Origin of the sequence: Corynebacterium casei LMG S-19264 (genome assembly GCF_000550785.1) — a bacterium.
Taxonomy (GTDB): domain Bacteria; phylum Actinomycetota; class Actinomycetes; order Mycobacteriales; family Mycobacteriaceae; genus Corynebacterium; species Corynebacterium casei.
In genome coordinates this window covers 1951429-1972567 of record NZ_CP004350.1, presented here as the reverse complement: position 1 = coordinate 1972567, position 21139 = coordinate 1951429, and the positions used below count along the sequence as shown (strand labels likewise).

17 protein-coding genes are annotated in these 21139 nt (G+C 54.9%); 11 read left to right on the top strand and 6 right to left on the bottom strand.

The features are described from left to right. Positions 1-31: 31 nt before the first annotated feature. Positions 32-1186 (bottom strand): glycogen synthase, encoded by a 1155-nt coding sequence (gene glgA, locus CCASEI_RS08985; RefSeq protein WP_025387761.1) that lies wholly within the window; start codon positions 1184-1186, stop codon positions 32-34. A 110-nt stretch (positions 1187-1296) separates the two neighbouring features. On the opposite strand from glgA, the gene glgC reads away from it, so the two are divergent. Beyond that, on the top strand, positions 1297-2514 hold the full coding sequence (gene glgC / locus CCASEI_RS08980; protein WP_025387760.1) for a glucose-1-phosphate adenylyltransferase: 1218 nt from the start codon (positions 1297-1299) through the stop codon (positions 2512-2514). A 1400-nt stretch (positions 2515-3914) separates the two neighbouring features. On the opposite strand, the gene CCASEI_RS08975 is transcribed toward glgC, so the two are convergent. After that, a complete protein-coding gene (locus tag CCASEI_RS08975; RefSeq protein WP_006822901.1) occupies positions 3915-4556 on the bottom strand; it encodes an O-methyltransferase in 642 nt (213 codons plus the stop codon). A 120-nt stretch (positions 4557-4676) separates the two neighbouring features. Between CCASEI_RS08975 and sigE the strand changes: the two genes are divergently transcribed. Genes sigE through CCASEI_RS08960 form a run of 3 tightly spaced genes read left to right on the top strand, consistent with a single transcriptional unit; the run spans position 4677 to position 6302 of the window. Beyond that, positions 4677-5264: an RNA polymerase sigma factor SigE gene (sigE, locus tag CCASEI_RS08970; RefSeq protein ID WP_006822902.1), complete on the top strand. Its 588-nt coding sequence runs from the start codon at positions 4677-4679 to the stop codon at positions 5262-5264. A 6-nt stretch (positions 5265-5270) separates the two neighbouring features. Further along, positions 5271-5708 (top strand): anti-sigma factor, encoded by a 438-nt coding sequence (locus CCASEI_RS08965; protein WP_006822903.1) that lies wholly within the window; start codon positions 5271-5273, stop codon positions 5706-5708. 9 nt (positions 5709-5717) lie between these two features. Then, complete coding sequence (locus tag CCASEI_RS08960) at positions 5718-6302, top strand: Sec-independent protein translocase family protein (protein WP_025387759.1); 585 nt, start codon at positions 5718-5720, stop codon at positions 6300-6302. Here CCASEI_RS08960 and CCASEI_RS08955 read toward each other — a convergent pair. Then, positions 6299-7435, bottom strand: a complete 1137-nt coding sequence (locus CCASEI_RS08955) for an Mrp/NBP35 family ATP-binding protein (RefSeq protein WP_006822905.1) — start codon at positions 7433-7435, stop codon at positions 6299-6301. The genes CCASEI_RS08960 and CCASEI_RS08955 overlap by 4 nt on opposite strands. Positions 7436-7500: 65 nt before the next feature. Between CCASEI_RS08955 and CCASEI_RS08950 the strand changes: the two genes are divergently transcribed. From CCASEI_RS08950 to CCASEI_RS08930, 5 genes are all read left to right on the top strand, one after another. Next, positions 7501-8196 (top strand): hypothetical protein, encoded by a 696-nt coding sequence (locus CCASEI_RS08950; RefSeq protein WP_006822906.1) that lies wholly within the window; start codon positions 7501-7503, stop codon positions 8194-8196. A gap of 276 nt (positions 8197-8472) precedes the next feature. After that, positions 8473-9144 (top strand): hypothetical protein, encoded by a 672-nt coding sequence (locus CCASEI_RS15045; protein WP_006822907.1) that lies wholly within the window; start codon positions 8473-8475, stop codon positions 9142-9144. 74 nt (positions 9145-9218) lie between these two features. Continuing rightward, entirely contained in the window at positions 9219-9605 is a 387-nt protein-coding gene (locus CCASEI_RS08945) for a hypothetical protein (protein WP_139017181.1), read from the top strand. Positions 9606-10032: 427 nt separating this feature from the next. After that, on the top strand, positions 10033-10695 hold the full coding sequence (locus CCASEI_RS08935) for a DUF3558 family protein (protein ID WP_006822908.1): 663 nt from the start codon (positions 10033-10035) through the stop codon (positions 10693-10695). A gap of 583 nt (positions 10696-11278) precedes the next feature. Next, on the top strand, positions 11279-12439 hold the full coding sequence (locus tag CCASEI_RS08930; RefSeq protein ID WP_225868393.1) for a hypothetical protein: 1161 nt from the start codon (positions 11279-11281) through the stop codon (positions 12437-12439). Between the two features lie 104 nt (positions 12440-12543). On the opposite strand, the gene CCASEI_RS08925 is transcribed toward CCASEI_RS08930, so the two are convergent. Continuing rightward, complete coding sequence (locus CCASEI_RS08925) at positions 12544-16299, bottom strand: multifunctional oxoglutarate decarboxylase/oxoglutarate dehydrogenase thiamine pyrophosphate-binding subunit/dihydrolipoyllysine-residue succinyltransferase subunit (protein WP_025387755.1); 3756 nt, start codon at positions 16297-16299, stop codon at positions 12544-12546. 219 nt (positions 16300-16518) lie between these two features. Further along, positions 16519-17307, bottom strand: coding sequence for a hypothetical protein (locus tag CCASEI_RS08920; RefSeq protein WP_025387754.1), 789 nt, complete (start codon positions 17305-17307; stop codon positions 16519-16521). Between the two features lie 195 nt (positions 17308-17502). Here CCASEI_RS08920 and CCASEI_RS08915 point away from each other — a divergent pair, with 195 nt between their 5' ends. Together CCASEI_RS08915 and CCASEI_RS08910 are read left to right on the top strand one after the other, a co-directional pair. Next, the gene (locus tag CCASEI_RS08915; protein ID WP_025387753.1) at positions 17503-19302 is read left to right on the top strand and encodes a carboxylesterase/lipase family protein; all 1800 of its coding nucleotides are present in this window, start codon (positions 17503-17505) and stop codon (positions 19300-19302) included. Positions 19303-19476: 174 nt separating this feature from the next. Further along, positions 19477-20415: a hypothetical protein gene (locus CCASEI_RS08910; protein WP_025387752.1), complete on the top strand. Its 939-nt coding sequence runs from the start codon at positions 19477-19479 to the stop codon at positions 20413-20415. 83 nt (positions 20416-20498) lie between these two features. Here the strand turns inward: CCASEI_RS08910 and CCASEI_RS08905 are convergent, their stop codons facing one another. Next, entirely contained in the window at positions 20499-21050 is a 552-nt protein-coding gene (locus tag CCASEI_RS08905; RefSeq protein WP_038575125.1) for a hypothetical protein, read from the bottom strand. Between the last annotated feature and the right edge of the window lie 89 nt (positions 21051-21139).

Here is a 21139-nt window from a genome sequence, read left to right as displayed (position 1 = left end):
GTACACAAAATCCGAACTGCGTGTGCAAGCCCTACACCAAAGAACGGTAGATATCAATAGTCTGAGCTGCAATTGTGGCCCACGAGAAAGAATCCACTGCGCGCGTGCGCCCTGCTAGGCCAAAGGCCTTGGACTTTTCAGCGTCAAGTGCGAGCGCGTTGACGGCCTCGGCGATATCTGCCTCGAAGGTCGCAGTGTCGTTTTCGTCATAGTGCACCAAAGTGCCGGTTTCGCCGTCGCAGACAACCTCTGGAATACCGCCAACATCAGATGCGACAACCGCGGTTTCGCAGGCCATGGCTTCCAGATTCACGATGCCTAAAGGCTCATAGATTGAGGGGCACACGAAAACATCAGCTGCGGTATAGATTTCCTGGACCTGCTCGCGCGGCAGCATTTCTTCTACCCAGAAGATGCCGTCGCGCTCGGCACGGAGTGCATCGACAAGCTGTTGCGTTTGCTGCGCAATCTCTGGGGTATCTGGCGCGCCGGCGCACAAGATGAGCTGAATCGAAGGATCAAACTTCGCTGCGGCCTTCAGCAGGTGTGGTACGCCCTTTTGCCTAGTGATGCGGCCGACGAAAGCAGCTATCGGACGATTTCTGTCCACCCCAAGCGTTTCCAGCAGGCCATTATCACGTGGCTGCCACTGCCCAGTATCAATGCCGTTGAGCACCACGTGCACCTTATCGGGATCAATGCGGGGATAGGCGTCAAGAATGGAATCTTTCATGCCAGCGGAGACCGCAATAACTGCGTCAGCATATTCCATGGCATTCTTTTCCGACCACGAAGAAATCTTATATCCGCCACCGAGCTGCTCGCGCTTCCACGGGCGATGCGGCTCCAGCGAATGCGCCGTTACCACGTGCGGGATGCCATACAGACGCCCGGCCAAATGGCCTCCTAGTCCGGAATACCACGTGTGCGAATGCGCGACATCGATGCCGCTGGCAGCATTCGCCATGCGCAATCCGGTGGATAGGGTTTGAAGGGCGGGGTTGGCATCGGCAAGCTCTGCGTCAACGCCGTGAACAAACACACCTGGCTCATCCCGGGGAGCGCCCATGCAATGGACATCCACCTCAATGAGCTCGCGCATAAACCGCGTCAGCTCAGCAACGTGCACACCAGCGCCGCCGTAAATCTCCGGCGGGTATTCCTTAGAAAAGATGCCTGCTTTCATATTTGCCACATTAGCGGCTGCACACCCTGCCCGCTTACTAATTGTGCGGGGGTAGGTGATATAGGTACGTTTCCCTGCGAAAGTGATGAATTGCTTATACGCTGGGAGATGTGAGAAGCCAGCCTAATGTCTTAGCAATTGTCCTCGCGGGCGGCGAGGGGAAGCGGTTGTTTCCGCTGACAGAAGACCGAGCCAAGCCTGCTGTTCCCTTCGGTGGGTCCTATCGCTTGATTGATTTTGTGTTGTCCAATTTGGTCAACGCAGGATTTATGCGCATTGCGGTATTGACGCAGTACAAGTCGCACTCGTTGGACCGCCATATTTCGCAGGCGTGGAGCCTTTCGGGCCCAACAACGCAGTACATCGCGTCCGTGCCCGCGCAGCAGCGCCGCGGTAAGCGCTGGTACAACGGTTCCGCAGATGCGATTTTGCAGTCGCTAAACCTCATTCATGATGAGAAGCCGGACTATGTCATTGTCTTCGGTGCGGACCACGTCTACCGCATGGATCCATCCATGATGGTGGAGGAGCATATCGCCACCGGCATGGATTGCTCGGTCGCTGGTATCCGGGTGCCGCGTGAGGAGGCTACGGCGTTCGGCTGCATTCAGGCGGATGGAATGGGCTCAGTTACGGAGTTCATCGAAAAGCCTGCGAATCCACCGTCAACCCCTGATGACCCGAACATGACCTATGCGTCCATGGGTAATTACGTGTTCACAACGCAGGCGCTCATTGACGCATTGCTTGCCGATGAACACGATGACTCCTCCGACCACGACATGGGCGGGAACATCATCCCTTATTTCGTGGACAAAGGGCAGGCACATGTTTATGACTTCATGGCCAATGAAGTCCCAGGTGCCACTGACCGCGACCGTGGTTACTGGCGTGATGTCGGTACCATCGACTCCTACTATGAAGCACACATGGATCTGATTTCGGTCCATCCGATCTTCAACCTGTATAACCGTCACTGGCCAATTCATTCCACTGAGACGCAGAACTTCCCGCCTGCGAAGTTCGTGCAAAACGGAATCGCGCAATCATCCATGGTTGCTCCTGGCTGTATTGTCTCCGGCGGCACTGTGCGTAACTCGATTTTGTCTTCTGACGTGCACGTTGCCGATGGCGCGACTGTTGAGGGCTCCGTGCTGTTGCCTGGCGTGCGCGTGGGCAAAGGTGCGGTGGTGCGCCGCGCGATTATTGACAAGAATGCGGTTATCTCTGACGGCGCCATTGTCGGTGTTGACCCCGAGCGCGATGCGCAGCGTTTCAAAGTCTCAGATTCTGGCGTTGTCGTGGTTGGCAAGAACGCAGTGGTTTAACGCGGCCCGGTCTCTTTGCAGGCTCCTCCCCGGTATTTCCGGGCGAGGAGCCTTCTGCGTTCTCGGCTCCCGATTGCGGGCCCATGTACCCTTCGCGCTCACCAGAGCAGAGCAACTCCCGAGCGCGCGTGCCTGCGTGAGCGCGAAGTGGACGAGCCGTGGCTCGGCAAATGCTATCGGGGAGCTGTCCGGGCGCTGGCGGGTACGGGTAGGGGAATGTTGCTAGAGAGGCTTGGGGATTGGTTGGAAACAACTTTTGGGTGATATCGCGTCATGCGGAAGCCGGATTTTGTGCAGATTTTAGGAATTTCCGAATAATATTCAGAGCTTTGACAGGAAAAATTAATGTGAACTATTTTGATATTCACGCAGGTGAAACCATGTGCGTCACTTAATGCATAAAGAGAAACTTAGCCTTGCCTAAAAAATCTTTGGCAAAGACTATTGCCAAGCCTGTGAGCCTGTGTCAATATGTATATATCACACAGAGAGCAAGCCGCTGGGAAAGCATCTGCTAACACGGGGGTAAGGTTCGCTGCGGTGATAAACAATTGAATAAATGGTCTAGCGTTACTGCATATCGGGCGGGCGCGGCAGCCTAGACCAGTTAGGCCCAGGGAGGGGAAAGAATTCTCTGGGAAAATTGAATACAACCGGCTATTGGGCGAAAGCTTAGAGGGGTCGGGGCTCTCTTACGATACGGGGCCTAGGTTAGCAGCATGGGGGTGTGGCTAGCTCGGGGTAAGCAGGAGTCTAGATAGAGGTTCGAGGGCGTTCAGTTCTGCTGAGCGCCCTCGAACCGTTTTCTAGAGTTATGTGAGTGCTCATCGGGGGGTTAAGTAAAGAAAAGTGTGTCTGTCGGTGTGTCGGGCAAGAATTCGACTGCTCTCGCTATGACGGCACGTACTTACTGGTAGACGAGCTATCGCTGAGTTTTAAGGCCGCGCAAGGGCATTGTATTGAGATGCGCACCCCACGGCAAAGAAGTGCTCTCGAGGAGCTTTCCATTTGATTCTTCGGTCCCTGTAAGCGAAGCTAACTGGCTGTTGTACAGGCCTTATGCTCCTAAGTGTGTGCCGGGGCGGTGTCGCTGCTGTTCGTACCATATTGAAATCTCCGTCGTGGCATTGACGTGAAAATGCCGGTTTATAGCTCCTGAGGAACTATAAACCGGCTAAAAACAGGTGATGAACTGGTAAAAGAAGGCCAACTCAGACACACTTTTCTTTACTTAACCCTCATCGGGGCTGCTGCTAGACGGCGGGGATTCAGCTGGCCCATTTGCCGCTGCAAGGGTGAGGCGGATGGGTTGAAAACAGTCGAAGCGGCTGAGATGGCCAGCTTGGTGTCTCAGCCGCTTCGGTGTGCTGTGAGGTTTGCGGCAAGGATGCCGCAAACCGTTAACGCTTGGTAACGAGGGTTAGTCCAGAGCCCAGTGGTAAGCGGGTTACGTGTGCGTCCTCGAGGGATCGGACGAATTCGTCGGCTTCGCGCGCTGCGACTGTGACACGGTCGGTGCGGGAGGTGTCGGCGATGGTGGCGTCCAGGAGGGCATCGGGAAGCACTAGCGTGCCGCGACGAGCAATCAACGGCCATGCTGCCTTGATGACTGCTGGAAGATCAAGGGTTGGAACGTCGGCGTAAATGACGTGGTAAGCCTCAGTGGCGAGACGGCCCATGACATCAAGCGGGCGCGACGGCAGGAAGCGGACGCGACTCGGGGAGTAGCCAGCGTCTCGGAAAGTGGACTTCGCGTGCGACTGGTGTTCAACCTCTGGGTCGATGCAGGTGACGATACCGGAGTCCGAAAGGCCATCGAAAAGATAAAGTCCGACAACGGAAGCTGCCGGGGTGATAGCTACGGTCTGTACCTTTTCTCCAGCAGCGGAGGCGGCCAGTGTGGTCAACAGCTGGCCGACGGAAGAATCCGGGATGCGGAGACTGAACTCCTCGGCGTGCGCGCGGGCGCTGGCCAAAGACTCAGACTCGGTGCTGGTGGAGTCGATGAAGGTTCGAAGGGCATCATAAGCTTGTACGGTCACGCCCCCTAGTTTAGGGAACTTCCGCACGCTATTGGGATGAAACACCGCAGTTCGGGCTTAACAGGTAATTATCAGGTCAGTCGCTGGTGTTTGCTAGTCCGATATAGCACAATAGAACGTATGACATCACAGGATCTTTCGGGGACCGCCGCATTTGATGCGGGCGAAGCAACCATGCCAACCTGGGGTGAATTAGTCGAAGAACACGCAGATAACGTCTACCGGCTAGCTTACCGTCTTTCTGGTAATCAGCATGACGCGGAAGATTTGACGCAAGAAACCTTTATGCGCGTCTTCCGTTCTTTGAACAAATACCAAGCCGGCACTTTTGAAGGCTGGCTGCACCGCATTACCACCAACCTGTTTTTGGATATGGTGCGCCACCGCGCGAAGATCCGCATGGAAGCTTTGCCGGAAGATTATGAGCGAGTTCCGGGTACAGATATGACCCCGGAGCAGTCCTATGATGTGGCCAATTTGGACCCAGCTTTGCAGGCTGCGCTCGATGAGCTGTCGCCAGATTTCCGTGTTGCAGTTGTTCTGTGTGACGTTGTGGGCATGACCTATGACGAGATTGCGGAGACTCTCGGCGTGAAAATGGGTACGGTTCGTTCGCGAATTCACCGCGGCCGTTCGCAGCTCAAGAGTTCGTTGGAACAGGCGGCGCGCACGAACGATGAAGCTCGAGCACTGCTGCGCACAAGGTAGGCCGAAATGTCTCAGTTTGCCAAGATTGCGGAGCTGTCTGCAGAAAAGCGTGAAAAGATTCGTTCGCGTGGAAAGTCAAAGGCGCGTCGCGCGGACACCATCGGGCACCTAGGCCCCGAGGCGGTTGTTGCTTTCGTTGATGATGAGATGGATTCGAAGGCGAAGCATCGCGCGCGGATCCACCTGGTTCATTGTGATGAATGCCGTGATGAGATTTACACCCAGCGCGGAACTTCCGAGTGGGTTCGTCATTGCAATATTGAATCCCAGGTTCGTGCGCCGCGAGATTTGCTGCGAAAGCTGGCGAGCATTGGAAATTTGGATGCGCGGGATCGCAGCTTTTCGATGGAAGAGGAACACGAACCTGCGACCCGGCAGGACTTCTTTGACAAGCTAGAAATGGTCGTGCGGGCGATTAAGCACAACCAACGAGGAAACGAGTAAGCTAAATCCGTGTTTTCGTCTATTGGCTGGGTAGAGATATTTTTTATCGGATTGCTGGCGTTGATTATCATCGGCCCAGAACGTTTGCCCAATGTAATTCAGGATGTTCGTGCCGCAATTTTCGCTGCTCGTAAGGCGATCAATAACGCGAAGAAGGAGCTCAACGGCGACTTCGAAGGTATTGGCAAAGAGTTCGACTCGATCCGTGAGCCATTGTCTCAGGCCGCAGAGTGGGGCCGGATGGGCCCGCGTGCTGCGATCACCAAAGCACTTTTCGATGGCGATGATTCTGCCTGGGATGACTTCAACCCGAAGAAACTTTTAGAAGAACCGAAGCCGCTGACTCCAGAAAATACTGCGCAGCCCAACTTTGCGCAGCAATACGGGGCGCAACCAGCGCAACAGCCAGCGCAGCAGCCTGTTCAGCAGCAACCGCAGCAACAACCACAAGCTCAGGCACAGCCTCAGCAACAGGTGCCGCAGCAGCAATATCAACAGCACCAGTATCAGGCACAAAATAATCCGCCGCGCAATCCCAATATCAATAGTCAGGGATATGCTGGCGGCGGATTCTCCTGGGCGGATATTACCTAGTTATTGGTAACGCCCAGCCCCAGGGGCTTGCCCGCTAGGGAAGTACGGCGCTTTGCAACCTTGGTCGCAACATCAGAAATGGCAGTCGCTGCAGCAGATTCTGGGTGAGCAATAACAGTCGGGGTGCCGGAGTCACTATCTTCACGCAGCGCAGGTTCCAGAGGAACCTGGCCGAGCTGCTCAACGTCGTATCCAAGCAGTGTCGTTAAGCGCTCTGCAACAACCTGCCCGCCGCCGGAGCCAAAGACGTCGACTACCGATCCATCGGGAAGCACCATTGCGGACATGTTCTCAATAACACCTGCCACGCGCTGGCGGGTCTGCTGAGCGATGGAACCTGCACGCTCTGCCACCTCGGCGGCCGCAGCCTGCGGGGTGGTGACAACCAGCAACTCTGCGTTTGGAATGAGCTGAGCAACCGACAACGCAACGTCACCGGTGCCTGGTGGCAAGTCCAGCAAGAGGAAGTCTAAATCGCCCCAAAAGACGTCGGTGAGGAACTGCTGCAGCGCACGGTGCAGCATAGGTCCACGCCACACGATTGGGGCGTTACCCTGCACGAACTGGCCAATGGAAATGTGCTTAATGCCATGCGCAATTGGTGGCAGCAACATTTCATCATCCAACACAGTCGGACCAGCGATGCTGCCCAACTGACCAGGCACGGAGTGGCCATAAATATCGGCGTCAACGATGCCAACCTTGAAACCCTGCGCGTGCAATGCCGCAGCCAAGTTCACGGTCATAGAGGACTTACCAACGCCACCCTTGCCCGAAGCGACTGCAAAGACGCGCGTCGTAGAATCCGGATTCGCAAAAGGAATCTCCGGATCCTGCGCGCTGCCACGAAGCTGTTTCTTAAGCTCCAAACGCTGCTCATCGGTCATTGCGCCGAGAGTGACATTAACTTTGCCGACGCCTTCAATGTCTTCAATTGCGGCACGGACGTTAGTGTCGATCGTTTTTTTCATTGGACAGCCGGCAATGGTCAACAAAATCTCAACGGAAACGTCCTGGCCATCCACCTCGACGGTGTTGACCATGTTGAGTTCTGTAATCGGCTTACCAATCTCAGGATCCTCTACGCGGGAGAGCGCGCTGCGGACAGCGGATTCAGTTAATGGGGTAGTCATAGCGCTTTCCAGTCTAGACCCGTCGCGCACGAATTCGAAAGGCGGAGGCTGCTAGGCTGCTATGGGTGAAGAAGTTTGGTGCGATGTGTCTAGTTTTGTCGACGGCAGTGCTTTCTGCCTGCAGTTTTGCTGAGGTGACCCCGGAAGCAAATGGGCTTCAGTCTGAGCCGGTGAGAATAGTAGTGGAGCCAGATGATGCTGAGCAGATGGTGCTCGCAGAAATCTACCGCGGCACGTTGGAAATTGAGGGCCGCGATGTTGAGATTGCTCACTCCGGTGAGGGCAATTTCCGCATTGGTTGCACCGGCCAGATTCTGTGGGAGAACGATCCCGCCCGCGCGCAAGAGCTTGAAGCGGCATTTGAGGCCGAGGAAGATTTCGACGGCCGCAATAACAATGTGGTCACCCACGATGAGATGATGGGCGCCATGCCAACGGACTGGATGACTAATGATCCATCCGCCGCTACCTGGTGTGATGACTTCGATGAGGTCGACATCCCCATGGACATCGTCCCTATCTACAAAAAGACCTTGCTCAACCGCGTTGACCGCCATGAAGTCAACAGCGTGACCAAGTACATCACGAATACAGACTTGCACGAGCTTGTCGATGCCTCCCGCACCGCCCCCGTTGAAGACGTCGTTGAGCAGTGGATCCTCACCTCCGTCGCTGGCGGCGGCAATCTCGACACTGGCGATGCTGTCTCCGACAGCTCCGGCACCGATTCCGACTCGGGCTCCGATTCCACCACCAACTAGCCCTTCCCCGCGTACCCTTCGCGCTCACCATGGAACTGCTCCTCGCTAGTCCCGCTGTTTCTGTGAGCGCGAAGGGTACATCCCGATATACAGCGCAATGAAAACTATGAGTTAGTTCTCATTTTCTATTATTTCTCGGTAACTTAGGGCATGCTTAGTGCAGGTCTTAATTGAGCCTATCGAAACTCGGGGGCACCATTGGCGCATAGCAATATCTGAAGATGAGAGTCGGGGGACCTCTTCAAGTTGAAATACAAAAGATTAATTGCGTGCACTATGGTGCTGCAATTTTTAGGTTTAGCAATCTCGTCCTGTTCCACTGAATTCGGGCCGGTTGACCGTTCAAGCGGTGCAAATACAGGCACCGCAGACTCAGCGTCGTCTGGATTTCAAGATGGTAATGGAATTACTGACGCAAGTCCGTTCAATTCTGGTGGTTCGGTCGGCGGCGACGGGGTCGGAGACACACTAGAAGCAGCCTCTGATGGATACTTCCCTGAGCTTGGTGAATTTAATCCGGCGCTGGCGAGTGTGGAATTCTTTGGTCCGTGCTTTGATGTGCCAAGAGATTTCTATGAGAGTTTTGGTTTGACTGATCTCAAATTTCAATACCATGCCGATTCAGAAATAGGAACCTGCAGTCATGCTTGGCTGGGTGATCTCTCGGAAGTTTCTTTTGGAAGCACACCCCACAGCCTGTCTGGTCGTCGAATTAGCGAAGTACCAGGAAGATGGTCAAAGACAAGTTTTAGAGATCCGTTCCTATTGGTGTGTGAAAGAAGCGGACTTTTATCCAATTGTATGGCCACGATTGAAACCACTCGGGCAACACTTGCGGTGGGATTTCTGTCTGTTGGATTTAGCGAACCCGAGGATTTGTGTATCGATGCTGAATACTGGCTTCGGACATTGTTAACCGCAGACGGCAGGGACAACTACCACGGTTAGTTAGCGTCACCGTCATCTCGTATTTGGCGAAGATGGCCACGGACTTTTACTTTCAAGTTAATAGTTGGGCAAGAATGAACTTCCGTAAAAACAGAACAGTCAGTGTGGGGTTTGTCGCAGCAGCTGCGACAATGCTATTGACCGGATGCACGATAAACATGGGTGGGGGAAGTCCTGAAGCTGAAGCCAACGACTCGGTAACAGGTGCGACGTCATCGCAGACAATTGAAAATGCCGCAGACGGAACTGGCGATTCTAATGGCGGGGTAGATAGCTTTCTTGAGGGCGGATACTTGCCGGAACTCGGAGAATCTGCTGTGGTGGGAAATCTGACTGATGTTTTTAATCCCTGCACGGAAGTCCCGAGTGAGTTTTACGAAAGCCTGGGCATGAGTGAGCTTAAAACTGTCCTTGAGAATGAATCGACCCCAGCGTGTTATTTGACGATGGAGGGAAATTGAAAGTTATCCATTTCAGCATTGTTTGTCGGACTGGAATTCCTTGAAGGCGATGAAGCAATGGGATGGTCTGAAACAAGCGATGGAATCCCGATCGGACTCATAGACAATTCGTATGGTGGCGCTCCGAGCTGCAGTGCGACGGTTGGTACTGAACGTGGAACTTTGCTGGTGAGTCATAAGTCCCCAAATGCAGATGGAGACACCTGTGCTCAATCGGAGCACTATTTGCGTTCCATTCTTACTGCAGATGGCAAAGACAATTACAACGGTTAAGTAGTGCTTGCTGATGCCACCTTTTTGCAATTAACCGTAGACATTTCCAACTAGTTCGGGCATGCTTGATAAAAAATATTGGGGGATCGGGGAACCAATAGTTATTGTCTTGGCACAAGGCTGTGCCGAATTCTGCATTCTATAAGGGGACTTGATGCATTTGTTGAGGAAACTACGCCACACTGGAATCTTATTTGCCGCCGGCGCAATTTTGACTGGTTGCACCATCAATATAGGTGGTGAGTCCACAGATTCGGCACCCGAATCAGTGGTCCCAGAATCAAGCATTGAATCAACCGATGAGAACACCGACGTAGCTGCCGCTGGCGATGGCATTGAAGCCGAGCCTGTGATTCCGCCCCTCGGAGAATTTGATCGAAGCGATCCCGACTACGTCCAATACAAACCCTGCCTCGAGATCCCTGACGACTTCTTGGAAAAGGCCGGCTTACACGGCAAAGAAATGATGGAAGGTGTTGGCGAGGTCGACGGGACATGTACGTTCAATGCCGGACCCGAGTACGGTACTTCAATTTTCAATCTTCAAGGAAGCAGGCATAATCATGATGCATTTCTTGGTATCTCAGGGGACGTTACATGGGATCAGACGAGCAATGGGGACCCTATTTTACTGCATCGTTCTAAATACCTTGCGGATTCCGAATGCCAAGCCGCAATTGAAACTGAACGGGGAACCTTTAGCGTGTCCTTTCAGTCTTTTGAATATGGGAATGAAAACTTTTCATTTGATCCATGCGATGAAGCACAAATGAAACTAAAGACCGTTTTGGAACTGGATGGAAAACATGAAGATTAATCTCGCAGCGTTAGAATCTACTTCGGCGCAGCTTGCCTTAGCTCAAAGGGAAATCGAAATGACGGCTGGTGCTGTGCAGAGCAGCATTGGTGGACAATTCTCATCCATTGTGGGAATGAATGAAGCTGGTGTGATTCACGGACGAGCCATAACGCAAGACCCTGCTTCTGCACAAGAAATTTTGAAGAAGTTTGCGGAGCAAGTTAGTTGGGCAAGCGGCCTCGTTGCAGCCGAAGCAGACTCAATTTCTCAGCAGGACACCTCAAATTCGCAAGGAATCGAGATTGCGGATGAGGGCGGCTGGGTTGGGGCTAGTGGAGTTTCACTACCGGCGCAACCAAGTAGTCAGAAATATCCACTCTCATTTGTGCCACCCGTAGTAATACCAGGTGCGTCATTGGTGCAATTGGCGAACAATTTCAATACCACGAGGTTCGACCAACTCGGACAGGTTGCTGCGGACTGGCTTACTCTGGCAACGAACATTAGCCAAGTTGTAAAACAACTGAATAGTGCCGCATCACAATTGGAGTCCGAGCACGACAGTGACTTTACTCGAAATGCGGCCGTTAGAATTCGAGAAATGGCAGCTACAGGCGAGCAATTTGCTGCTAATGCGTCTTTGATGAATTCTCGAGCGTTCAATATGATGAGCAAGGCTCCGACAGCGTATATCGAGTTACCCGCTGATGTCACAGCAGTGCAAGCCATTCCTGATCCGATAATTCAAAAGACAGTTGAAGCAGCGATGCTGACGAAATGGCAATTGAAGCTGCAGGAGCTGGTATCAAGTTCACTTCCGGATCAGCAGAGCCTCACTGATCCGCCGTCGTCAAATGGACGCGGGGATAATGTCGAGATTGGGCTGGAGTCGATTGCGGGGACGGGGGTCCGCTACAACACTGATAAGGTGGTGTGGCCGCAGGAGATTCAGGAAGCGATTCAAAGCGGGGAGATTGGACCGGGGTCTTTCGGGGTGGCTGATGGGGAGTTGGTTGCCCTGGAGAATATTGATCAGGGGTTGGTGGATCAGGTTCGGCAGGCGGTGGCAGATCGAAATGAGGCGTTGTATGGCGGGGGAAAGCTACAAGAGTTCATTAACGGGGGAATGCAGACTCTTGAGAACACGGGCACGTCGGCTGCGGGTCTTGATGGCATTGGCAGTGGCGCTTTCAACAATGGTGTAAATCCGGGACTCGGGCAGAGCGGCGCGGGTGCTGCGGCGTCGGCGGGTTCGGGAATCGGAGGCCTGGGGGCGGGCGCTGGTTCCGGGGCCATGGGACCATTGGGGGCGCTTGGCGGGGCAGGTGCACTTGGTGGCGCAGGTAATGGCAGTGCAGCTTCGGGAATCCGCGGGGGAATTGCTGGGGCCGGGCTTGGAGGTGCGCGTGGCGCTGGAGCTGGTGGCGGACTGAGCGGTCGTGGGTTTGGTGCGGCGGCAGGCGAGGGCGGCTCGCGCGTACTGGGCGGAACTGGTGAAAGCGCTAGTCGTGCGGGAGCCGGGGCAGGTGCGGGGGCGCATGGCGCGGGTACTGGTGCCGGAGCAGCACAGAATGCGCATGGTCGTGGCGCTGCTGGGCCGATGATGGCGCCGGGTGCCGCGGGGCGAAATCAGGAAAAGAAGAAGTCGGGGATGATTAAGGCAGTGACGTCGAGGGTGGAGGCGGATAAGAATCGTCGGGATCTGCTGGGTGACCCGCCGGCGGCGTTGCCGGGCCCGATTGGGGATTGGGCGCGGCAGTAGCATCGGTTGGCATGCGGTTGGCATCGGCAAGCAACTGCAAAGAAAAAGAAGCAGCTCACTCCAACAATCTGGAGTGAGCTGCTTGTTGCTCTTAAAGGCTTGGACTAGATGTCGAAGGCCTCGTCGAGAAGGTTCTTCTGCTCGAGCTGGTGAACCTTAGAAATACCGGTAGCAGTCGAAGACTGTGCACGGCGGGAGACGCGAACCATCTCAGGCATATCTGGGATGAGGTTGCGCAGGTGCTCGTTGTAGAACGGCCATGAACCCTGGTTTGCTGGCTCATCCTGAACGAAACGTACCTGGGTAGCGTTAGGGAACTTCTCAAACGCTTCACGCAGACGGTTGAACGGAATTGGGTGCAGCATCTCTACACGGACGATGGCGATGTCGTCGCGGCCATCAGCGGCGCGCTTCTTCTCCAAGTCGTAGTAGATCTTGCCGGAACACAGCATGATGGTCTTAACCTTGTCGGCATCACCGATGACGTTGCCGTCGCGGTCAACCAGGTTCGGGTCGTTGATGACCGAGGTGAACGAGGTGACGTCGGTGAACTCTTCGATGGAGGAGTATGCAGCCTTGTTACGCAGCATGGACTTAGGGGAGAAGACGACCAGTGGACGCTTCATCTCACCAAGTGCCTGACGGCGCAGCAAGTGGAAGTGGTTAGCTGGGGTGGTTGGCTGTGCAACAGTCATGGAACCCTCAGCACACAGCTGCAGGAAGCGCTCGATGCGAGCGGAAGAGTGGTCAGGGCCCTGGCCTTCATAGCCGTGCGGCAGAAGGAGAATCAGGGAAGAGGTCTGGCCCCACTTGGCTTCGCCGGAGGAGACGTACTCATCGATGATGGTCTGCGCACCGTTGGCGAAGTCGCCGAACTGTGCTTCCCAAACAACAACTGCGTCCTGGTTGCCCAGGGAGTAGCCGTACTCGAAGCCCATGCCTGCGTACTCGGTCAGAGCCGAGTTATAAGGCAGGAACTTGCCGCCGTTGCCGCGCTCTGCAGCGAGGTTGTTGAGCGGGTTGAACTCTTCGCCGCTGTTTGGATCGAAAGCGATGGCGTGGCGCTGGGTGAAGGTACCACGACGCGAATCCTCACCAGCCAGGCGAACGAGCTTGCCTTCATTAGCCAGGGAACCGAAGGCGATGAGCTCGCCCCAGCCCCAGTCGATGCCGCCTTCGATGGAGGTCTTAGCACGGTCCTGAGCGACCTTGCCCACGCGCTTGTGGAACTCAAAGCCTTCTGGGGTATCCAGGTAGGACTGGCCAAGAGCACGTAGCTCATCAGCGGTGATGGAGGTGTCCAGGCCGCGGGTCAGAGCCTGGGACGAGGTGATGCCCTCTTGCTCCTGTGGGCCCATCTTCTCAGCTTCCTTGACCTCAGCGAAGACAGATTCCATCTGGTCGTGGAAGTCTCGTGCTGCTGCCTCTGCGTCCTCCGGGGACAGGTCGCCACGACCGATAAGGTCGTCGGTGTAAGACTCACGAACACCGCGGTGGTCGTTGATCTTGCCGTAGAGAACCGGCTGGGTCATGGAAGGATCATCAGCCTCGTTGTGACCGCGCAGGCGGTAGCAAATGAGGTCAATGAAGACGTCCTTGCCGAAGCGACGACGGTACTCGGTTGCGAGCTGGCCAACCCAAACAACTGCCTCTGGGTCATCACCATTGACGTGGAAGACAGGACAATCGAAGCCCTTAGCCAAGTCAGTGGAGTAGTAGGTGGAGCGCGAGGAATCTGGGGTGGTGGTGAAACCAATCTGGTTGTTCACAACAACGTGAACGGTACCGCCGGCGGTGTAGCCACGCAGCTGGGAGATGTTGATGGTCTCCTGAATGATGCCGAGGCCTGCGAAGGATGCATCGCCGTGCAGCATCAGAGGGACAACGGAGTAGCCCTCTTCGCCCTTGTCCAGGATGTCCTGCTTAGCGCGAGCCATACCAACCAGAACTGGGTCAACAGCTTCCAGGTGGGATGGGTTGGCGGTCAAGGTGACCTTGATTTCGCCATCGCCGAACATCTGCAGGTGCTCGCCTTCAGCGCCGAGGTGGTACTTCACGTCACCGGAGCCGCCAGCCTGGCCGCCCTTGAAGTTGCCATCGAACTCTGCGAACAGCTGAGCAAGTGGCTTGCCGACGATGTTGAACAGCACATTCAAACGACCACGGTGAGGCATGCCGATGACAACCTCATCCAGGCCCTGGCCAGCAGCGGTGTCGATAACGGAGTCCATCAAAGGAATCAGTGCTTCAGCGCCCTCGAGGGAGAAACGCTTCTGGCCGACGTATTTGGTCTGCAGGAAGTTCTCGAATGCTTCAGCCGCGTTAACCTTCTGCAGGATGTACTTCTGCTCAGCGTTGGTTGGCTTTGGCATACCTGCCTCGAGGCGGTCGCGCAGCCACTCGCGCTCATCGCGGTCGAGGATGTGCTGGTACTCGGTACCAACCTTGAGGGTGTATGCGGAACGCAGGCGGGAGAGAACCTCACGCAGCTGCATGGATTCCTTGTCGCCGAAGCCGCCGACGTTGAACGTACGGTCCAGATCCCAGATGGTCAGGCCGTGGGTTTCCATGTCCAAGTCGCGGTGATCTGGGATTGGAAGGCCTGGCTGGGTCCAGCCGATTGGGTTGACATCGGCAAGCAAGTGACCGCGGGAACGGTATGCCTCGATCAGCGACATAACGCGGGTGTTCTTATCGATGCCCTTGTTTGGCATGTCCTGTGCCCAGCGGAATGGCTGGTAAGGAACGCCCAAAGCGGTGAAGAGCTCATCCCAGAATTTGTTATCAATAATCAGCTGAGAGATGGTGCGCAGGAACTCGCCGGACTCTGCACCCTGGATGACACGGTGGTCATAGGTGGAGGTCAAGGTAACCAGACGGCCAACGCCGAGGTCTGCCATGCGGTCTGCGGAAGCACCAGCGAACTCTGCGGGGTAATCCATAGAACCGACACCAATGATGGAACCGGAACCCTTGGTCAAACGAGCAATGGAGTGACGGGTACCAATACCACCTGGGTTGGTGAGGTTAATGGAAACGCCGGAGAAGTCATCCATCGTTAGCTTGTTCTTGCGGGAACGAGCAACAATATCTTCATAAGCGTCGATGAACTCATTAAAGGACTTGTTCTCGCACTCCTTGATGGCTGCAACAACAAGCGCGCGGGAGCCATCCTTCTGAGGCAAGTCAATAGCAAGACCCAGGTTGATGTGCTCTGGCTGAACGGCGGTCGGCTTGCCGTCCTGAACCTCGTAGCGGATGTTCATATCTGGGTGGATCTGAACAGCCTTAACGATGGCCCAGCCAAGAATATGGGTAAAGGAGATCTTGCCACCACGGGTGCGCTTGAGGTGGTCATTGATCATGGAACGGTTTTCCCACATCAACTTAACCGGCATATCGCGCACGGTGGTTGCGGTTGGGATCTCTAGGGACTGATCCATGTTCTTAGCAATTGCCTTGAACATGCCCTTAAGAGGCTTCTCAGAAAATTCTGGGTAAGGCTCAATGCGATCCAGAGGAGACTGCGGACCCTTCTTTGGTGCCGGTGCGACTGGAGCAGGCGCCTTCTGTGCCTTCTTGGCCTGCTCAACGCTGGAATCTACCTCGGTCTTGCGAGCAGCTTGCTTAGTTGAAGTTGGCTTGCCTTCTGTTGCCTTGGCATCTGACTTAGGCGCGGCTGCCTTTGGTGCTGCGGCCTTCGGTGCGGCTGCCGCAGATTCACCCTGCTGCTTCGGTGCACCGTTCTTCTCAAAGAACTCTTTCCACTCCTTATCTACGGAGTTGGGATCCTTGGAATACTGCTGGAACTGTTCGTCAATCAGCCACGCATTGGGGCCATAAATGCTCGAGTTGCTCACGGCAGGTGCTCGCCTCATTTCCTTGGGTTTATGTATGGGTCTTTTGTCGACTTTAGTTGTGCTTCCAGCGCTTAGCCACTATACGCCGCTAAGAACTGTAGACAGCTCGTCCCTAATGATACGGCTGAATGTTATTTCAACCATAAGCACCCGCCTATTTGGCGGTAAACCCTCAGAGTTACCTGCATAAACATACCCTTAGTGAGGGGTAGTTGCGGGTCACTCCAATAACGCCGGAATCTGGGTGCGAGTGTGTTTGACCATCTGCTGGCCAAGCTTGCGGTTAGCAATTGCGCCAAGCGCCGCACCGATACCAAACGGAACCAGCTTGGACACCCACATCCACCGCATCCTCTTGCTCATGTTCTTAATAAACATATTGAGCAAACGACCGTTAAGGCCAGACAGGGAAGGCGCGGAAAAGCGCGTCAAGGCGGTGGCTGTTGGCAGACCCTTGCCCTTGCCGACATCCTGGACCAAGGTATCAACGAGCGCGGAGCCCTTCGCGCCGTTGAGGACGAGCAAAACTACAGCCATACGGCGTTCCTTGGTGCTCAGATCAATTCCACGATTGTGTGCGGAGGCTAGGAAGTACCAGGAAGCAGCTTCCACAAAGACCAAAGACTCAGCGCCGATAGCTGCCACGCCAGTGACAAGGCCAACGCCCGGTATTGCTGAGGCAGCACCTGCGCCCGCACCGGTGCCCTGTACTAAGCGCATGAAGTGCTTATCCAAGATGTCCTGAATTTCTTCATGCGAAGCTTCAGGATTGCGCTTGCGAATAGAGTTGACGTATTTCTCTACAGTTGAGGACTGCACTTCGACAGCCTTTTGCAGGCCGGTCATGATCATAGACCCGAACTTATCGTCATTGTTGATCAGTTCCTTCGCCTGGGCGCCATGCGCGTCATCAACGATCTCGCCTTCTAGAATCTCATCGTCTTCGCGAGTGTTTTTCCTATTAATAACGCGAGTGTTTTTCCTATTAATAATCTGTGGGAGTTTCATACCTAAATTCCTAACTCTTATTTAATAGAGGCACTTATCAATGCGATAGCACGAGGATACAGCCCTGGCCGGGCTGCTCGCACGTGCATTCACTGGTTTCAACCATCCGGAATAGCGGCACCATTCCCGGAACGTGGTTATTGTTATGAATATGAGTTCTTATTCGCTCCTTCGTCGAAGAAATGGTCTGACGACATGAGTAATGATGAACGCAACTTGTCAGGCGACCAGCCACAGCCAAACGGTGATTATTTCTCTGACCAAGTTGAACGCGAAATTTCCGTAACCGCTGCTAAGGCCGCAGCCGAAGCCGCTCGTCGGCGTGCGAAAGAGGCAATTGCCGCTGCTGCCGAGCAGTCGCGCGGTGAAAAGCTCACCATTAAAACCAACAGTGGTTGGGTACATGGCCGCCTCGAGGACGTTGACGGAAAATTCATACGCTCCTGGCGCGGCATTCCTTTCGGCGCTGACACCTCCGGCCCCAATCGCTTTCGTGCTCCTCAACCGGTCGAGCCGTGGGAGGGGATTCGATATTGCAACGAGTTTGGTCCCGTAGCGCCGCAGCCGACTTATTCTTGGCATGACCGGATCATCGGCAGTGAAGATTGCCTGCACTTGGACGTGGTGCGCCCCGATACGGATGAGGAGCTACCGGTTGTGGTCTATTTCCATGGCGGGTCATTCATTGTTGGTTCCTCTCACATGTTGATGCTTCGCGGGTTTCAGCTGGCTGAGGCCATGAATGTGGTTTATGTGTCGATTAATTTCCGTCTTGGCGCTTTAGGTTATCTGGATTTGCGATCTCTTTCCGATGACTGCGTGGCCAATCCAGCAGTCATGGATCAGCTTTTGGCGTTGCAGTGGGTCCAGGACAATATCTCAGCCTTCGGCGGCGATCCGAATAGCGTGACCGCGATGGGCGAGTCGGCGGGTGGCGCTGCGGTTTTGACGTTGATGGCAAGTCCAGCGGCGAAGGGCCTGTTCCATCGCGCCATCGCGCAGTCTTCGCCGGTGGGCATGATCCATTCGCGGACTCAGTCGACGTGGTGGGCTAGGGAGCTGGTCAAGCGCATGGCCTTGCCGCGTGGCTCGACCGTTGATGCATTGCGGGAGGCTGAGGGCGCGGACATTGTGCGCGCTGGGCAGTCCATGATGTGGCGCAATGGTGAGATTTTGCATTTGAACTCCTCCTATTCGCCAACGGTTGATGGAGATTTGATTCCGGACCACCCTCTGGAGGTCTTTGCACGCGGCGAGCAGATGGATATTCCGCTGCTGATTGGCACCAATAGTGATGAGGCCAGCTTTTCCAAGTTCGTCTTTCAGCGCGAGCACATTCGCCAGCGCGCGGCCCTGCGGCTGTTGGCTTCTTATGATGAAGACAATGCGCCCGGGGTGGTGGAAGCTTACGGTGGTGCAGCAAACCGTTCCGAGTTTGCAGAGTTGCTTGCCGATGCCCTCTTCTGGGCGCCGTCGATTCGGGTTGCGCAGTCCCATGCTTTGAAGAACTCGACGTGGATGTATCGCTTCTCCTATGCGTCGAAGGCGTTGCGTGCGTTGGGCCTGGGGGCGATGCACTCGATGGAGCTGTCGAATGTATTTGGTGACTTGAGTGCCTCCCGGGCGTCGTTGTTGCTGAAGATGGGCAGCTCGGAAGAAATGGAAGAACTGACCGTGGTGATGCAGCGTCATTGGGCGAACTTCATCCACTTCGGCCGCCCTGGTGATGACTGGCCGATTTATACGACCTCGGCATCGGATGCAAAAGAAAACAAGCACCCGGCACCGGATGCTGAGCGCCATGGCCTGGCGTTGCAAGGAAAGCCGCCGGTGCACCGGGCCACCATGGTCTTTGATGTGCCGCACACGGTGGTTTATGACCCGCGGGGAGAGCGCCGGAAGGCATGGAATGACTACAACATGTTGGAGTGGGGACTTGGCCGACCAGATATCTTGGCAAAAATCGAGTTCTTAATCGAAGGATTAAGCCCATAGTGTCGGCCTTCTTTCATGCTGTGTGCTGGCATAAGGGAGGTTGGGAAGTTGTGAAAAACTGCCCAGATTGGCTGCCCAAGTTTGTAGGATCGCGGTAGGCTTGGGCGACGGCAGCGAACACACCCGTTGTCGCACGGCCCACGCTTTTTTATCAACAAGGACGGATTGCCAGATATGAGCTTTTTCGAGAACATTGCAGCGGCCTTGGATGCCGAGGGTATTGAGTCTCGCGTCAATGACGACATTATGTTTGTGCCGATTACTTCGGACTTGGAAATCCAATTCGTTGAAATCGATCCATTGCTGCCAGCAGCCAATGTCTACATCGCAGCAGCTGATGTTGATGAAGACGATGAGGACTTTGAAGCAGTACTAGTGTCTGTGGCTTTTTCCGTTGAAGATGCAGTAGAAGCAGTGGCACGCCACATTGCCACTGACCAGGTTGTCACTGTGTTGCGTGACTTGCTGGAAGGCACTGATGAGCGCATCGCTGAACTGGAGTTCATGCAAGATGAATTCAACCCGAACCTAGTCGTGGCAGAGGTTGCCAATGACTCGGAGCTTCGCGTGTTGGTCGAAACCGTGGATGGTGTTCCTTCGGCTATCGTGCGCTTCTTGTCATTCGCGTACACCGAAGATGACCTCGAAGGAATTGAGGACACATCAGAGGTTGATGACTACGATGATGCAACTATTCAAGAACTGTGGGATGTGGATTCTGAGCAGGGCGTTGCTTCCGAAGAGCCATTGAGCGACGACGAATACCAGTTGCTGTTGGAGTCTTCGATGTTTGATGGCACTGAGCCCATTATCGAAATCCCTGCAGAGACCCTTGAGTTGGGCACCTACATTGACTTTGACCGTCTCTTCGATGTCCTCGGTCTCGTTGTTGAGCGCGCATTGGACTGGGAGTCACAGCTGGTTCCTTTCGATGCTGAAGAGTTTGATGAGCCAGATGTGTATGACATCTATGGTGAGGACACCCTTGATGAAGAGCTCGAGAGCGAACTCGAAGGTTACGACGAGGACGATGATGACGACGACCTCGAAATCCACGAACTATCCGGCTCTCGTGGCGATGATGCCGGCGAAGATTCTGGAGGTAAGAACTAGGCACCACACCAGCTCTTGAGAGCTAGTTTCATGCCCGCGGTAGTGCTCGAAATTCTCGAGTACGGCTGCGGGCTTTGTGCTGTCTAGGCTGCGCGGTCAAGGCCTGCGAACATGGAACTCGGGGAGCGCAGGGGTTGGTATTCGCGGTCAACCATCCATACAAACGTGATGGCTTGGCCGGAAGGAATCTCATGGACCGCAGTCGCTGCGTGCGGTGGGATGAGTGCGCGAACCCAACCTTCTGCAATTTCGGGGCGGACCTCGAAGCCGGTGGGGTCAGTGAGACGCAGTCGAATAAGGTAGGCGGGCTTGCGGCGCTCGCCGTAGCCGTGGATGCGCGACATCGCGCGGGGACCGACACGGAAGCGGGAGATGCTCGCGGTCAGCTCGCCATGATCGATGACCCTGGGGAGCTGCTTTATTGGCGGGCGCCAATTGGCTATGTCTCGGTTGAGGGAGCGCGGGTGACGCATTATCGACTGCAGGGCTTCAATGGTGTCCGAATGGGCGAACATGACCTCTGTGGCCACCGTGGCGGCATCGGCGAGCGGAATGCGAGGCGCATGCGACTGCGAACGAGACTGGGAAATGGACCGTGGGTGGATGGTTGCTGGAATGTTCTTGTGCTTTTTCATGTTTGACACATTAGGACCATCTTCGGACATCCGTTCTAAAGCCCTCGAATGTTTATAGAACATTCGTTCTAAAATGTTCGGTGGTTTCG